Origin of the sequence: Cupriavidus malaysiensis, assembly GCF_001854325.1 — a bacterium.
Lineage (GTDB): Bacteria > Pseudomonadota > Gammaproteobacteria > Burkholderiales > Burkholderiaceae > Cupriavidus > Cupriavidus malaysiensis.
Genome location: NZ_CP017755.1, coordinates 1,362,643 through 1,376,212 on the forward strand (window position 1 = coordinate 1,362,643; position 13,570 = coordinate 1,376,212).

17 protein-coding genes are annotated in these 13,570 nt (G+C 71.0%); 4 read left to right on the top strand and 13 right to left on the bottom strand.

Annotation, left to right across the window (positions count from 1 at the left end; genetic code table 11):
• Positions 1–144 precede the first annotated feature (144 nt).
• Positions 145–1,749, bottom strand: coding sequence for a hypothetical protein (locus BKK80_RS25625; RefSeq protein WP_156811499.1), 1,605 nt, complete (start codon positions 1,747–1,749; stop codon positions 145–147).
• A 186-nt stretch (positions 1,750–1,935) separates the two neighbouring features.
• The gene (locus BKK80_RS25630) at positions 1,936–2,781 is read right to left on the bottom strand and encodes a helix-turn-helix transcriptional regulator (protein ID WP_157903343.1); all 846 of its coding nucleotides are present in this window, start codon (positions 2,779–2,781) and stop codon (positions 1,936–1,938) included.
• Between the two features lie 347 nt (positions 2,782–3,128).
• Between BKK80_RS25630 and BKK80_RS25635 the strand changes: the two genes are divergently transcribed.
• Both BKK80_RS25635 and BKK80_RS25640 read left to right on the top strand, forming a co-directional pair.
• The gene (locus BKK80_RS25635; RefSeq protein WP_071071833.1) at positions 3,129–3,569 is read left to right on the top strand and encodes a FixH family protein; all 441 of its coding nucleotides are present in this window, start codon (positions 3,129–3,131) and stop codon (positions 3,567–3,569) included.
• Positions 3,550–4,956 (top strand): cytochrome-c peroxidase, encoded by a 1,407-nt coding sequence (locus BKK80_RS25640; RefSeq protein ID WP_236903960.1) that lies wholly within the window; start codon positions 3,550–3,552, stop codon positions 4,954–4,956. The genes BKK80_RS25635 and BKK80_RS25640 overlap by 20 nt, the downstream gene beginning before the upstream one ends.
• A gap of 46 nt (positions 4,957–5,002) precedes the next feature.
• Here the strand turns inward: BKK80_RS25640 and BKK80_RS25645 are convergent, their stop codons facing one another.
• The 3 genes from BKK80_RS25645 to BKK80_RS25655 all read right to left on the bottom strand — a co-directional run bounded on the left by BKK80_RS25645 (position 5,003) and on the right by BKK80_RS25655 (position 6,883).
• On the bottom strand, positions 5,003–5,707 hold the full coding sequence (locus BKK80_RS25645) for a PAS domain S-box protein (protein ID WP_071039819.1): 705 nt from the start codon (positions 5,705–5,707) through the stop codon (positions 5,003–5,005).
• Between the two features lie 133 nt (positions 5,708–5,840).
• Complete coding sequence (locus BKK80_RS25650; protein WP_071039820.1) at positions 5,841–6,101, bottom strand: hypothetical protein; 261 nt, start codon at positions 6,099–6,101, stop codon at positions 5,841–5,843.
• Positions 6,102–6,304: 203 nt separating this feature from the next.
• Positions 6,305–6,883, bottom strand: coding sequence for an isochorismatase family protein (locus BKK80_RS25655; protein ID WP_071039821.1), 579 nt, complete (start codon positions 6,881–6,883; stop codon positions 6,305–6,307).
• Between the two features lie 227 nt (positions 6,884–7,110).
• On the opposite strand from BKK80_RS25655, the gene BKK80_RS25660 reads away from it, so the two are divergent.
• Positions 7,111–7,596, top strand: a complete 486-nt coding sequence (locus BKK80_RS25660) for a YbaK/EbsC family protein (protein ID WP_071020848.1) — start codon at positions 7,111–7,113, stop codon at positions 7,594–7,596.
• 36 nt (positions 7,597–7,632) lie between these two features.
• Here BKK80_RS25660 and BKK80_RS25665 read toward each other — a convergent pair whose 3' ends face one another.
• The 7 genes from BKK80_RS25665 to BKK80_RS25695 form a co-directional block, all read right to left on the bottom strand.
• Complete coding sequence (locus BKK80_RS25665; RefSeq protein ID WP_232346361.1) at positions 7,633–8,208, bottom strand: cytochrome b/b6 domain-containing protein; 576 nt, start codon at positions 8,206–8,208, stop codon at positions 7,633–7,635.
• Between the two features lie 21 nt (positions 8,209–8,229).
• Positions 8,230–8,496, bottom strand: coding sequence for a PepSY domain-containing protein (locus tag BKK80_RS25670; protein WP_071020845.1), 267 nt, complete (start codon positions 8,494–8,496; stop codon positions 8,230–8,232).
• 87 nt (positions 8,497–8,583) lie between these two features.
• Positions 8,584–8,823, bottom strand: a complete 240-nt coding sequence (locus tag BKK80_RS25675) for a DUF2789 domain-containing protein (protein ID WP_071022686.1) — start codon at positions 8,821–8,823, stop codon at positions 8,584–8,586.
• A gap of 131 nt (positions 8,824–8,954) precedes the next feature.
• On the bottom strand, positions 8,955–9,785 hold the full coding sequence (locus BKK80_RS25680) for an anti-sigma factor (RefSeq protein WP_071020843.1): 831 nt from the start codon (positions 9,783–9,785) through the stop codon (positions 8,955–8,957).
• A complete protein-coding gene (locus tag BKK80_RS25685) occupies positions 9,782–10,318 on the bottom strand; it encodes an RNA polymerase sigma factor (protein ID WP_071020840.1) in 537 nt (178 codons plus the stop codon). The genes BKK80_RS25680 and BKK80_RS25685 overlap by 4 nt, the downstream gene beginning before the upstream one ends.
• Positions 10,319–10,539: 221 nt before the next feature.
• Positions 10,540–10,962, bottom strand: a complete 423-nt coding sequence (locus tag BKK80_RS25690; RefSeq protein WP_071020837.1) for a hypothetical protein — start codon at positions 10,960–10,962, stop codon at positions 10,540–10,542.
• 51 nt (positions 10,963–11,013) lie between these two features.
• A complete protein-coding gene (locus BKK80_RS25695; protein WP_071022684.1) occupies positions 11,014–12,213 on the bottom strand; it encodes a polysaccharide pyruvyl transferase family protein in 1,200 nt (399 codons plus the stop codon).
• A gap of 207 nt (positions 12,214–12,420) precedes the next feature.
• Here BKK80_RS25695 and BKK80_RS25700 point away from each other — a divergent pair, with 207 nt between their 5' ends.
• Complete coding sequence (locus BKK80_RS25700) at positions 12,421–13,227, top strand: IclR family transcriptional regulator (RefSeq protein ID WP_071022681.1); 807 nt, start codon at positions 12,421–12,423, stop codon at positions 13,225–13,227.
• Here BKK80_RS25700 and BKK80_RS25705 read toward each other — a convergent pair.
• On the bottom strand, positions 13,224–13,568 hold the full coding sequence (locus BKK80_RS25705; RefSeq protein WP_071020834.1) for an AtuA-related protein: 345 nt from the start codon (positions 13,566–13,568) through the stop codon (positions 13,224–13,226). The genes BKK80_RS25700 and BKK80_RS25705 overlap by 4 nt on opposite strands.
• Positions 13,569–13,570 lie beyond the last annotated feature (2 nt).

Sequence of the window (13,570 nt, forward strand, 5' to 3'; positions counted from 1 at the left end):
TGCTACGGTGGGAAGGTCAAGGGGAAATGTGCGGGGCCGCACTGTCGATCTCCTGGACGCTTGCCTCGCGGTGCGACTCCCTCTTATCGAGAGCCGCACCGGACCTGCCAGCGCCGCCCGCGCGTGCGGGCCGGCATCGCCCGCCTACATGCCGCAGAGGGTCTCGCGCAACGGCGCTGCCTTGCGCGTGAAGTGGCGCAGCGTCGCGGACGGGTTCCAATCGTCGCCGTCGATGCTGTAGCTCTCGTCGAACGGCTTGGCATTATTGGTCTGCGCGTACAGCGGCGTGGTGTACGGCGCCACCACCATCAGGTGCATGGTGCCGTCCGGGCCGAATGCCAGCCCTTCGGCTTCGGTGCGGTTCGGCTCGTCGTAGGTCAGCAGCTCGATCACGCTGCCGCTGACCGTGTCGACCTTGTAGATGCGCTTGCGCTTGAGGCCGTTGACGGTGTCCTTGGTATCGGCGGAGGCGTACAGCATGCCCTGGTAGATCTTCGCCCCTTGCACCCGCTTGCCATTGAACGAGGTCTGCAGCGGCACTGAGCGGATCAGCTTGAAGGTCTCCAGGTCGAAGACATTGAGCTTGTCGGCCGCCGCCGTGCTCCACGTGACGGTATAGAACTGCTTGCGTGGCGCGTCCACCGCCACCCAGGGCACGCCGTCGGCATGCTCGGCGAGCGGCAGCGCGTGCTTGACGCCGGTGTACTGCAGGGTCTTGGCGTCGAACACGGCGATATAGGATTGCTGGGACGAATCGTCTTCGTCTTCGATCGGTGCGTAGAGTTTGCCGTCGGCGATATCGATGTCGCCGATATGGCCCATGTGCGGCCCGCCCGGGGATGCGCCGTAGATGGCCTGGATATCGGCCGGCAGCGCCAGCGGCCGGTTCAGCGCGGGCGCATAGCCGGCGTCGGTGCGCTGCAGGCCGTAGCGCCAGGAGAACACCGGCGTGGCGCCGTCGAAGGCCAGGCCCTGGCTTTTCAGCGTGGCGGGGATGCTGGCCGCCTGCTCGTCGGTGAGGTAGGAGAATCCGGTCAAGGTCTTGGCGTCCAGCGCCAGCTGCGTCAGCACGCGGTCCAGGTATTGCTGCAGCACCGACATGTCGTTGACGAAGGAGGTGCGTTGCGCCGTGGCTTCCGACCAGGTTTCCTGGTCCAGTGCGCTGTTGACGGCGCGCAGGGCCGCCACGACCGGCATGCTGCGGCCGACCAGCCTGGTTTCCAGCGCCAGCAGATCGGCTTCGGACAGCGCGGCGAGCTTGACGCCCGCGGCGGATGCGGTGAGCGGTGGAATGGAAATACCGTTGCCGGGATCCTGGTCGGAGTCGAGGCTGAGCAGCAGGCTGGCCAGCTTGCCCAGAGCCGGCGTGCTCTGGCAGTTGCGCTCGGGCTGCAGGTCGAAGAGGGTGATGACGGGCTTGGGCTTGATCGCCGCCAGTTCGATGCCGGCGACTTCCAGCGTCAGTGTGCTGGCGCTGTTGACGGAGAAAGTGCCGTTGTCGGTCTTGACCGGCAGGCCGTCGGCCTTCACCGTCAGTCCGCTCAGCCCGGGCCAGCCGGCCAGCTTGACCTGCATGATGGTCGCGGCGGGCGACGTGGCCGGAGGCGGCTGCACAGAGCTGCCTGCTGCGGGAGTGGCGGGGCTTTCCGCGCCATCGCCACCGCAAGCGGCAAGGGAGCCGACGACGACGGCAAGCAGCGGGATGGCGTAGCGGTGGGTAACCGGCAGGGCGGGACGGCGAATCTTCATGATTCCGGAGCGGACGTACTGCGGTGGGCAGCCCGAGTGGGAGCACTCAGGGACGGGAGCGGGCGGTGATTGCCGCCCGCCGGAGCCCCGCATTGTTGGCCCGCCGTGTGGCACGCCTGTGACGCAATGTCATGACATCAAGGCATGGCAATGCGCCATCGCCCGCCTCGCACCGGCGAGGCGCTCTTACGTCGACGTCAACGCATTCGCCGGCGGCCTGGCGCGCAACGCCGTCGGTTCGATGCCGAACATGCGCTTGTGTGTCCGGGTCAGGTGCGCGGAATCCGCGAAGCCCGCCAGATGCGCGGCCTCGGTCCAGGTCGCGCCGGACAGCGCGGCTTCGACGGCGAGGTTGATGCGCAGCCAGAGCACGTAGGCGCGGAAGGAACTGCCGGTCTCGGCGACGAACAGGTGCCGGAAGCGGCTTTCCGACAGCGCGACCGCGGCCGCCACGTCACGCAGCTGGACGGTATCGGCGAGATGCGCGCGGATGTAGTCCAGCGCCGGGCCCAGGCGCGGGTCGGGCTGCCGTTCGAGGCCGGGCGTGCTGCCGCTCAGTTCCGCGATGGCGGCCGTGGCGGCACCGGCCAATGCCCTGGCGCCGTGGCCCGCCTGCAGGCCCTGGCGCAGCAGCCGCGCGGCGGCGCGGACAGCATCCGGCGGCAGTTCGGCCACGGCAGGGGTCGGATAGCGTGCCGTCAGCGCACGTCCGGCGCTGCTCTCGGGTTCGACGAAGAGGTGGGCCACGGTGGCGCTGCCGTCGATCTCGAACTGGTGCGTGCATTCGCTGGCGACGAAGGCTCCCGCGTAGCCGCACCAGTCGCCCTCGGGCTCGGTGCGGAAACCGAAGCGGCCCCGCAGGGCGATGGCGATCTGGTGCGCATGGTGGCGGTGCCACTGCGTGCGGCCCCGGCTTTCACCGATCCAGAGGCTGCCGCCATGCCAGAAACAAGGGCGGCCGATGGCCGCGATGGCCGAGAAGCCGGCGCGTGCGGCGGATGCTTGCGCGGATGTGCCCTGCTTCGCAGCCACTGCGTTCTCCTTCAGGTCAGCCGTTTCGTTCAAGTGCCGGATGCCGGCGGCCGGGACAATCGCGCCATCCTAACAGCCTCTTGATTCCGCATGATGTACCGCTCTGCTTTTGCCCGGCACGCCCGTCCCTGCCGCCAGGCGGAACCCGACGCCGCCCGCCACCAGCGCTGGTCCGCTGGATGATTGAAATGGCTGGCGCCGACCGATTTCAGTGATTCAGTGGACTCGCTGTCGCGCGCCGTGCCCTGTCGCAATGCGGTGCTCCCGGCCAGTGCTTCGGCCGGGGGCCCCCCTCCGGGTCCCATCGACGCGGATTCGTTTCTCATCCCTCACCCAGGACACTATCCATGTTCAAGCCATTGGCGCAGACCGTGCTGGTCTCGCTCGCGACCGCTTGTCTCGCTGCCTGCGGGACGCCACCCGCCGATCTCGATCTTTCGCTCCAGCATCCGACTGCCGAGGGCAGGTTCATCGTCAGCATGGTGCCACCCGCCGCGGGCGCGGCCATCCGCCAGATGCATGCCTGGCAGGTGCGCGTGGAAATGCCCGACGGGCGGCCTGTGCAGCATGCCGCCATCGGCTTCGACGGCGGCATGCCGCAGCACGGCCATGGCTTTCCCACCGCGCCCCGCGTCACCGGCGAGCTTGCGCCGGGCGTCTATGCGCTGGAAGGCGTGAAGTTCAGCATGTCCGGCTGGTGGGACATGCGCCTGGCGATTCGCGCCGGTGACCTCAGCGATACCGCGGTGTTCAACGTCATCGTCGGCGATGACGGATTGCGCCGCTGAGCCGCATCGGCCAGGAGACCGTTTGATGGACCCGATTGTTGGAATCAAGGGGCTTGCGCTGCCGCGCGCGGGCCGGCGTGCGCGGCGGCTGCGGGCGCCGGCCGCGGTGCTCATCTGCCTCGCGGCGCTTGTGCGGATCGCGCCCGGCCTTGCCGGCGATGGTGCCGATGCTGGCGATCCCTGGACGAAGGGGGAGCGTGCCGTCCTGTCTACGATGCACCTGAGGCAGCTGCCGTCGCCGTCGCCCGATCCCTCGAATGCGGTGGCCGATGTGCCGGCGGCGGCGGCGCTCGGCAAGCGGCTCTTCTCGGATGCACGCCTGTCGCGCAACGGCGCGGTGTCGTGCGCCACCTGCCATGTGCCTGAGCGGCAGTTCCAGGATGGCCTGGCGGTCGGCAGGGGGATCGGCGACGGCCGCCGCCGCACCATGCCGGTTGCCGCGACGGCGCATAGTCCTTTCCTGTTCTGGGATGGCCGCAAGGACAGCCAGTGGTCCCAGGCCCTGGGCCCGCTGGAAGATGGCGTCGAGCATGGCGGCAACCGGCTGCAGCTGGCCCGGGTCGCGCTGGCCCACTACCGGCGTGAATACGAGTCCTTGTTCGGGCGCCCGCCGGAGCTGCCGTCATGGCCGGCCGATGCCTCGCCGCTGGGCAGCGAGCGCGAGAAGCAGGCGTGGTCGTCGCTCGCGCCCGCGCAACGGGATGCCATCAACCGCGTATTTGCCAATCTCGGCAAGGCCATCGCAGCCTACGAGCGGACCGTGGCCTACGGCGAATCGCGCTTCGACCGCTACGTCGAAGCCGTGCTCGCCGGAGACCGCGAGGGCAGGCGCATGCTTTCGGCGCAGGAGATCAAGGGCCTGCGCTTGTTCCTCGGCAAGGCGCAATGCGCGACATGCCACAACGGTCCGCTGCTGACCGACCAGGCTTTTCACAATACCGGTGTGCCGCCGGGAGCGCGGCGGCTTCCCGACCCCGGGCGCGCGGCGGCCACGGCAGGCGTGCTGGCCGACGAGTTCAATTGCCTGGGGCGCTATAGCGATGCGCCGCCGGAGCACTGCCGCGAACTGCGCTTCATGGCCGCAGGCGGGCCGGACCTGGCGGGCGCCTTCAAGACGTCGGGCCTGCGCAACGTGGCCTTGCGGGCCCCTTATATGCATGGCGGGCAGCTCGCCACCCTGGATGCCGTGATGGCGCACTACATGCGATCGCCGGCCGCGGCGGTGGGACATTCCGAGTTGTCGGCGGAGGAGGGGGGCCACGCCGGGCACCTGCGTATCCGCTTGACGGAGACCGAGGCAGGCGACGTGGTGGCGTTCCTGGGCAGCCTGTCGGGGCCCATCGTGGAGCGTCCCGTCGGCGCGAGGCCGGCGGAGCCGGTGCGCTGAGCGGGCCGGGCACAGGCCGGGTTCCATGGCTGCGCGAGGCAGTGGACTAGCCTTCGACCTCGATCCGCCGGTAGACCCGGTAGCCCTGTCCGCGCACCGTGGCGATCGGCAGCCGCTGGCCGCTGGCCTGTTCGATCTTGCGGCGCAGCCGGTGCATCTGCGTATCCAGGCGGCGCTGGTCGTAGTGCAGGTAGTCCTCGCCGAGCGCCTTGACGATGCTCCTGCGGGTCACGTACTGCGCGCCGTGGGCGCCGTCGGCGAGCGCGCGCAGCACCGTGTAGTCCTGCGCCGACAGCGGCACGGGCGCGCAACCCGGCGGCATCAGCGCAGGCGGCGCGGCGGACAGGCGCCATGCCGCGGGCGCATCGGCCGGCGCGGCCTGCAGTGCTTCGTCGGGCAGCGCCTGCTGGCGCGCGGAGATGTCGCGCGCCACTGCCACGCGGTGTGTCTTGCACTCGGACAGGCGCGCCGACCACTCGATGGTGGCGAGGCTGCCGTCCTTGCGGACGTAGCGGTTCTCGAAGTGCCGCTGCTGGTAGCCGGCCTCGATGCGCGCGACCGCCTGCAGCGTTCGGTCGAGGTCCTCGGCGTAGAGGAAGTCGAGCATCGATCTGCCGACCATCTCCTCCGGCCGGTAGCCGAAGATGGCTTCGCAGGCGCCGCTGATGGACAGGAAGCGGCCTTGCCGGTCGACCACGCAGATTGCGTCGAGCAGCAGGTCCATGACGTGCTTGGGTGGCTGGATCGCCATCTTCGTTCTTGCAGGCATCTTGCAGACATCGGGTGCCACCACCGCCGGCGGCCCCGTTCCAGGCGCCGATTTTAACCGGCGGCGCGCAACCCCGCTGCCGGGTGGGGCGCCGCGGGCGCGGTTGTCTCGCTTGCTAGGCGCCGTCCCCGCCGCCCCCGCCGCCCCCGTTGTCCCCGTCATCGTCGTCGCGCGCTCTGCGCCCGCCCGGCCTGGACGTGGGGCGCCCCTGGCGACCGAGCGGCAGTTGCGGGTATTGCATGGCGGCGTATTGCAGTGCGGCGTCCTCGGAGGCGAACGGCAGCGGGCTGTCGGTGGAGTCGTCCTCGTAGACCGGAGTCAGGTAGACCTTGCCGCGGATCACCTTGCTGAGATTGAGTCGCTTGAGCGCTTTCATGCCGGACGGAATGGATTGGCCTGCCGCGCCGCAGGCAGCCCGCAGGAGGCGCCGGGATGGCGTCATGCGGGTGAGGTGCCGGCGTTGGCGTGCACGTGGGCGTCGCAGCTTGAGCCTACGACGCAGTAGCGTGCGTCGCATGCCCCTTTCGGGGGGCGCGGGTGCGCTGGCGCACGCAGGTGGGCGGGCCGGCGGCGCCGGGTTCAGTCGGGCCGCGGCAGGTCGCCCGGGGCGGCGTGGCCGATGGCCGGAGACTTGATGTGGCGCAGGGCGTCGCGGAAATGCTCGTGCCGGGCGCTGCGCAGCCATTCGAAGGCCACCATCTCGACCGTGGCCGGCAGCGCGCCGGCGGCGGCCAGGCGTGCCACCGCGGTGTCGTGGTCGATGGCCTTGCGCGAGCCGGTGGCATCGACCAGCAGGGTGACCTCGCGCCCGTGCCCGAGCAGGCCGAGCGCGGTCTGCAGCACGCAGACGTGGGCTTCGCAGCCGGCCACGATGACGCGGCGGCGTGTCGCCGGCAGGATCTCGCACAGGCCGTCGGCGCAGGCATCGAAGCTGTCCTTGGCGAAGGTGCGGTCGCACAGCGCCGTGACTTCGGCGAGGTTGGCGCCCAGGCTGCCGGGGCTCTGTTCCGTGCCGATCACCGGCACGCCGAGGCGGCGCGCGATGGTGGCCAGGCGCACGCATTCCCTGACCACCTGCTCGCCATGGCGGATGGCCGGCATCAGGCGGGCCTGCAGGTCGACCAGGACCAGTATGGAATCGGCGGCATCGTGCAGCATCGTCATTCTCCTGTGGGGCCGGCATGGGGCCGGCATGGGGCCGGCATGGGCGCGAGGGCACAGCGCCAAGGCTGCCAGTGCCGCGCCGGGATGGCAAGCGCGCCGCCGCTCGTGCCGGCCGGGCGCCAGGCCCCTGGAAGGCGGATGCCGGACGTTGGGCGTTAGACATTCGGCGTTAGACGTTAGACTTGAGCCCTTCGAAGCCAAGCCAGACAGCGTTGTTCACCATGAGCCTGCAATCCGTCAGCGATTTCCTTGCCCGCCACGCCCCCGACATCCGCATCGTCGAGAAGGACACCAGTACCGCCACCGTGGCCGAGGCGGCGACGGCCCACGGGGTGGAGCCGGCTCAGATCGCCAAGACCCTGTCGTTATGGCTGAAGGACGAGGTGGTGCTGCTGGTGATGGGCGGCGATACCCGCATTGACAACCGCAAGTACAAGGATCGTTTCGGCGCCAAGGCCAAGATGCTGAACGCGGACGAGGTGCAGCAGTGGACCGGCCACCCGGTCGGCGGGGTCTGCCCTTTCGGCCTGCCGCGCGATCTCCGCATCTTTGCCGACGTGTCGCTGCAGAAGTTCGAGGAAGTGCTGCCAGCCGCGGGTGCCACCCATGCCGCGGTGCGGATCGCGCCGGCGCACCTGGCGCAGTTGGTCAAGGCCGAGTGGGTGGACGTGGCACAGGAGCAAGCGCAGGCGCCTGTGCCGGCCTGAAGCGCGGCCGAGGCCGCGCGCCCGCAGCGCGCCGGCCTAGCCGCGAGGCGTCGTGCGGGAGCTTCCGTCGTCCGCTCGCTTGCGCCCGTGGATCATTGCCGCCACGAGGTTCTCACCGTGCATCCGCCCCATGACGATGGCCGCCACGACGTGCACGCCCACCAGCACCATCAGGCAATCGGCCAGCGCGGCATGCAGGTCTACCGGCCAGTCTTCGCCCCAGAAGGCGTCGAGCCGGGACAGCCATCCGGTCGCGGCAAGAGCGAGGATCAGTGTCCACATCGTCACCATCATCAGGGCGCCCAGCGGCGTGTGGCTGAGATAGCGCGGCGCGCGCCCGGCGAGCAGGGCGCGGCTGTAGGCAAGCGCGCCCGATGGCGACGGCAGCCACGCCGAGAAGCGCGCCGGCGGGCTGCCGACAAAGCCCCACAACAGGCGCAGCAGCACCAGGCCAGCGGTGGCATAGCCGAGTGTGCGATGCAGCGGGCCGCCGGAGTTTTCCACCAGTTCCCACAGCACCAGTGCTGCTACGCTCCAGTGAGTGAAGCGGACCACGGCATCCCAGACGCGCACCGTGGCCTGCGTGCCTGCCGGCATGCTCGGCTTCTTCATCGCTGCTTCATGTGAGGCTTCTTACTTGCCGATCTCCGACTTCACCACCTCCAGGGTCTTGGTGTCGTAGTAGATCTCGGCCTTCTTGCCGTCCTGGGTCGTGCCGTAGATCTCGTAGCAGTTGCCGTCGACCTTGAATTTCTTGATCTTGTAGCCTTCGGCTTCGATCTTCGCCCTGGCATCCGCTTCCTTCATCCACTCGGCTTTCGGGTGGGCGGTGCATTTGGCACTGGCGAAGGCGCCAGTGGAAAACAGGCCGGCCAGGACAAACAGGGTAATACGCTGCATGGGTTGTCTCCCTATCGGATAGATCAGTGGCGGAGAGGCTAATGCAAGCGAGAACGATTTGCAATTCTGGAATGTTCCTGCGCGGCCTCAGCCGGGAGCTCGCAGGGCCGCGTCGAGTCGATCCACTACCTCGGCCCAGTCCGCGTCTTCGAGAATCTCGTCGCGCAGCAGGGCGGCCTGCGCCGGGGTCCAGAAGGGCGCGTCGGCGAGGGCGATGCCAGCCGCCAGCGGTGCATGGGTAGCCAGGAAGGCACGGATGCCAGCGTCGTCGGCGGGCAGTCCCAGTTGGGCGAACAGTTCGGAAAAGCGGTGGAACGAGGCGTCCATGATCGGCTTGGCTTGGCCGCCCGGCGGGCGGCGGGTGGAAAGGAAGGGCCGTCTGCCGCAGGCGCGGCCCATGCCCTCGGAACTATAGCCTACCGAGATGGCCGCAGGCCCGGCGACGGGTCGACAGGCGTTCAGTCCTGGCCGCTGCGGTACTGCTGGTAGACCGCCTGCGCCAGCGCCAGCAGGCGCGCGCGTTCGAGCGTGCCGGCCAGCGCGAAGCCGAGATCGCGGTCGACCCAGTAGAAGGCCATCGGACGGGCCGCCGCCGCGGGCCGGCCGAGAGGGGCGTTGCCAGCCTGTTCCAGGCGGAAACCGGTTTCCGGCGTGCCGGCGGCCATGCGGCGCAACTGCAGCGAGACACGCGCGCCGTCCTCGGATTCGTACATCAGGATGGCCGAGGGGCCGCCCACGGCAACGCCCAGCCGTCCGCCGATCAGCCGGAAGCCCTCGGCGCGCAGGTCCGGCACGCGCAGCGGCGCGCCCAGGCGCTTGGACAGCCAGGCCACGAGATGGGCCTCGTCGGCGGCGTCCACCTCGACCACGTGGCGGACTTCGGGGGCATAGACCGCATGGCTGAGCAAGGCATCGCGCGCGAAGCGCTCCGCCGCCGCTTCACGCGGCGGGGGGCCGGCGTCGCCGCGGGCCAGCCAGCCGAGCGAGGCGCCGACCGCCAGGCAGCACAGGCCCACCGGCAGGGCCAGCCGCCAGGCGGGCGTGCCCGGCCCACGCCGTCCCGCCGGCCGGCCATGCAGCGCGGCGGGCAGCGCCGCCAGCGGCACGGCGTCGTTGAGCACCGGGTCGAAGGCATGGTGCAGCGCGCGCGCCTGGGTGCGCCAGGCGGCCACGCGCGCGGCATCGTCCGGGTGCGAGGCCAGCCAGGCCTCGATCTCGGCGCGCCGATCGTGGGGCAGTTCGCCGTCGGCGTAGGCGTGCAGGTCGGTTTCTTGGACGGAGGCCATCATTTCACTCGCTGCAGGCTGGTGTCGGAGGCCGCGCCCGTGCCGGGCGCCGTGCCGAGCAGCGCGCGCATGCGCTCGCGCGCGCGCGACAGGCGCGACATCACGGTACCCGGCGGGATGCCCAGCACGCGGGCCGTTTCCGCATAGGACAGTTGTTCCAGGCTGACCATCAGCAGGACCGCCCGCTGCGCCTCGGGCAACTGCGCCAGGGCCTGTTCCAGGTCGAGGCGCAGTCCGGGTTCGGTCTCGGGCGCGGCTACCTCGGGCGGGGTGTCCGTGTAGGCGACCAGATCCTTGCGGCGCAGGGTGTTCAGGCGCAGGCGATGCATGATGGTCAGCAGCCAGGGGAACAGGCCGTCGGCGCCGTCTCCCCACCACGTGCCGGGACGCAGGTGGAAACGCCAGCGGAAGCGCAGGGCCCGCTCCAGCGTGTCCTGCACCAGGTCGTCGGCCAGCGCGCCGTCGCCGGTCAGGCCGCGCGCATGGCGGCGCAGGCGCGGCGCCAGCCGGATCAATTGCTGCTCGAATGCGTCCACGGACGGGCGGCTCCGGTATGGGGAGGGCGGATGCGGGCGGCACGCAGGTGGCGTGCCGCCCGCGCGGCGGACTCGGGCATGGATTCGGTCTCTTTCGGTGCGGGATGCCGGGGGGCGGGATGCCGGCGGCGTCCTTCCACACGTCTAACACGCCACTGCCGCCGATTATTCCAGTCCATTCCCGTGCCCGGGCGGCACCCTGGGCGACCAGGGGCGGGGGACTAGGGCCCCTCGCAGACGATGGCGGTCATGAAGGGCGCGGCATGTTCGACGCCGGCCTTGCTGCCGGCCGCCTGCAGGGCCTTGCGGACCGTCTCCATGCGGGCCACCACGACGGCGCCGTAGACCGGCTTGCCGTGGGGCGTGCCCTTGCCGGCGCGGAAGGCGGGATTGCCGGCTTCGTAGGCGAAGATGGCGAAGACATTGAGGTCGAAGGCGCTCAGGGTGGCGTCGCGGGCCGGCCAGAATGCATTGACCGAATCGGGTTCCACATGCATCGGCTCCGGGTCGATCAGGTGCTGGTTGCGCAGCATGGCGAAGAACTGGCCCGGGGTCTGGCCGCACGCCAGCGCGGTATCGAGGGGCGCGGCGTGGACCAGGGCGGGGGCCGCCGCCAGCAGCAGGCCGAGGATGGGGTATTTCATGGGGCGTTACTCTACCCGACGCCGTGCGCCGCCGGCCGGCGGCGCCGCCGGTCAGGGCAGCACCAGTCCGTCGCCCGCTTCGGCGGCCAGGTCCCGCGCGACCGCCGCGAGCCGCTCGGGCGCCAGCACCAGTGCCTGGTCGACGGCTTCGGCAAGCTGCGCGGCCGTGACTGCGCCGGGGGCGCCGGCGCTCTCCCAGCATTCGGCGAAGGCGGCCGCCTTGCTGGCGGCGGGTGCCTGTCCCGGAAAGGCCAGGTTCAGGCGCGGCAGGCCGAATGCCATGGCCACGATGCGTCCGTGCAGGCTGCTGCCGGCATAGGCGCGGGCGTGGGCGATCACGGCGCAGATGTCCCAGATGTCGAGCGAGCGCAGCAGCAGTGGTGGCGCGGACAAGCGCTGGGCCAGGCGCGCGTAGACGCGCGGGTCGTCGTGCCAGGGTGCCGCGCCGGCACGGAACAGCACGATGCCGCAGCCGCTCGCGCGCGCGGCGCGGTCGAGGCCGGCGGCGAGGGTGTCGAGAGTGGTGTCGTCGCCGAAGTCGGCGCTGAACTGCACCGCGAGATAGCCGTGCGCGAACGCCGCCAGCGCACGCGCCGGTTCGCCCCGGCGCGCGCGCTGGCGGATGGCGTCGCCGAACAGCGCTGCCACCAGCGCGGCCGCGTCCGGCACCAGCCGTGCGGCGATGCCGTTGGCGGCGAGGATGGCGCGGGTGCGCGCATCGCGTACGCTGACGCCGGCCGCGGCGCGCAACTTGTCCAGCACCTCGGCGCGCAGGCCGGCCTCGCGCCGGTCCAGGTCGATGCCGCCGATCGCGTGGTAGAGGATGGCAGTCGATGCGGGGAACAGCGCGGGCGGGGCGGTGTAGGGCGCCAGCGCATCGGTGCCGAGCTGCGCACGCGCCCAGGCGCGGCGCGCCTCCGCATGCACGCCGAGCTTGGTGGCGGCCTGGGCGGCCGGCACCGGCGGCAACAGCATCACCGCCGCTTCCCAGCCCTCGCAGCAGAGGATCTCGCCGCCGACGTGGATCAGGTGCGCTGGTGGCGGCCCGGGCTGCGCGGCGATACGGGCGAGGGTGTCCACGCGGTGACCGCCGAACGGCGTCAGGTCCCGCTCGGCCAGGCCGGCGTGGCGCAACGGCCGGCCTGCCAGCAGGCGGTCCAGCACGTGGGGCAGCAGCATGTCGCCGAAGTTGTGGCGGTCGAAGGCGCCGAACAGGACGTCGGGCGGCCCGGCGGGAAGGAGGTCGGACACAAGGTCGGACACGGGGTCGGACAAGGGATGGGAGCACCGTGGAACTGCCTACAGCATACCCGCGCCGCGGCCGCGGCGCTGGCTCTCGTCCCTCCGCGCCTGCGCCGCCGCGGGCACTTCGGCGCGGCGGCTGCCGCGGGCCTACAATGATCCGCTTTCCGCCCGCGCCTTCGGTCTTCCGCTTTCCGCCCGATGAACCCGCACGATGTGACCCCGCCTCCCAGCGACGATGTCGTCGCCGACCCGGCCGCACGGACCACGCGCCCTTCGCCGGTGCAGCGCGCCCTGTCCATCCTGCGCGCGCTGTCCGACCCGCAGGTGCGCCGCCTGTCCGACGTGGCGCGCACCACGGGGCTGGATCCGGCCACCGCCTCGCGCCTGCTCGACATGCTGGTGCAGGAGGGCTTCGCCACCCGCGACGACAAGCGCCGCTACGGCATCGGACCCGAGGTGTTCCAGCTCGCCGACGTGGCGCAGCGCCGCGTCGACCTGCGCACGCTGGCGCGGCCGAGCCTGGAGCGGCTGGCGGACGAGTTCGAGGACACCGCCATCCTGACCGAAGCCAGCCGCGGCGAGGCGGTGTGCTCCGACATCGAGCTGGGTACCTATCCGATCCGCGCCAATTATGTCGAGATCGGCACGCGGCGCCCGCTCGGCGTGGGGGCGGGCAGCCTCGCGGTGCTGGCCTGGTTGCCGGCACTGGAGCGGGCGCGGCGCCTGCAGCAGGGGGCGCGCAAGCTGGCCGCCTTTCCGCGCCTGACGCCGCAGGGCCTCGCCGCCGAGATCGAGGCCGCGCGGGCGCGCGGCCATGTGCTGTTCCTCGACTGGGTGGTGGAGCAGATGGGGGGCATCGCAGTGCCGCTGCTGGACTATGAAGGCCGCCCGTTGGGCGCGCTCAGCATCGCCGCCCTCAGCGAGCGCATCCGCGCACGCGAGGCGCGCCTGGCCCGGCGCCTGAAGGAGGAAGCGCGGCGCGTCACCAGTGCCTGGACGCGGCGGGCGGGGCCGCGCTAGCGTCCACGCAGCAGCGGGGCCAGCGCATCCGGGATTTCCACTTCGAAGCGCAGCACGGCGCTGGCGAGCGCCTTGCCGTAGTTGTCGAGCGCGAGGCTGCGCGACACGCCGCCGCCCAGCGCGCCCTCGGCGACGAAATTGAGCACCTGCAGCCCGTCGACCGCGTAGCGCGTCACCGCGCCGGTGATCACGCCGCCGTAGAGCGCGCGGAAGGCATCCGCGCTGAGCTGCGCCTTCAGGTGGGGATAGAAGGCCGGGTCGTAGGCGATCACGGCCGTGTTGGAGGTATTGCCTTTGTCGCCGGAGCGGGTGTGCGCCAGGCGCCGGAGCGGGACACGCATGG

Excerpts from the sequence above, each read along its gene's own strand:
- BKK80_RS25665 (WP_232346361.1), bottom strand. The coding sequence starts at position 8,208 with ATGAAGAAGCCGAGCATGCCGGCAGGCACGCAGGCCACGGTGCGCGTC.
- BKK80_RS25650 (WP_071039820.1), bottom strand. The coding sequence starts at position 6,101 with ATGAAAGCGCTCAAGCGACTCAATCTCAGCAAGGTGATCCGCGGCAAG.
- BKK80_RS25625 (WP_156811499.1), bottom strand. The coding sequence starts at position 1,749 with ATGAAGATTCGCCGTCCCGCCCTGCCGGTTACCCACCGCTACGCCATC.
- BKK80_RS25705 (WP_071020834.1), bottom strand. The coding sequence starts at position 13,568 with ATGCGTGTCCCGCTCCGGCGCCTGGCGCACACCCGCTCCGGCGACAAA.
- BKK80_RS25640 (WP_236903960.1), top strand. The coding sequence starts at position 3,550 with ATGACGGATTGCGCCGCTGAGCCGCATCGGCCAGGAGACCGTTTGATG.
- BKK80_RS25635 (WP_071071833.1), top strand. The coding sequence starts at position 3,129 with ATGTTCAAGCCATTGGCGCAGACCGTGCTGGTCTCGCTCGCGACCGCT.
- BKK80_RS25670 (WP_071020845.1), bottom strand. The coding sequence starts at position 8,496 with ATGCAGCGTATTACCCTGTTTGTCCTGGCCGGCCTGTTTTCCACTGGC.
- BKK80_RS25645 (WP_071039819.1), bottom strand. The coding sequence starts at position 5,707 with ATGGCGATCCAGCCACCCAAGCACGTCATGGACCTGCTGCTCGACGCA.
- BKK80_RS25660 (WP_071020848.1), top strand. The coding sequence starts at position 7,111 with ATGAGCCTGCAATCCGTCAGCGATTTCCTTGCCCGCCACGCCCCCGAC.
- BKK80_RS25690 (WP_071020837.1), bottom strand. The coding sequence starts at position 10,962 with ATGAAATACCCCATCCTCGGCCTGCTGCTGGCGGCGGCCCCCGCCCTG.
- BKK80_RS25680 (WP_071020843.1), bottom strand. The coding sequence starts at position 9,785 with ATGATGGCCTCCGTCCAAGAAACCGACCTGCACGCCTACGCCGACGGC.
- BKK80_RS25675 (WP_071022686.1), bottom strand. The coding sequence starts at position 8,823 with ATGGACGCCTCGTTCCACCGCTTTTCCGAACTGTTCGCCCAACTGGGA.
- BKK80_RS25655 (WP_071039821.1), bottom strand. The coding sequence starts at position 6,883 with ATGCTGCACGATGCCGCCGATTCCATACTGGTCCTGGTCGACCTGCAG.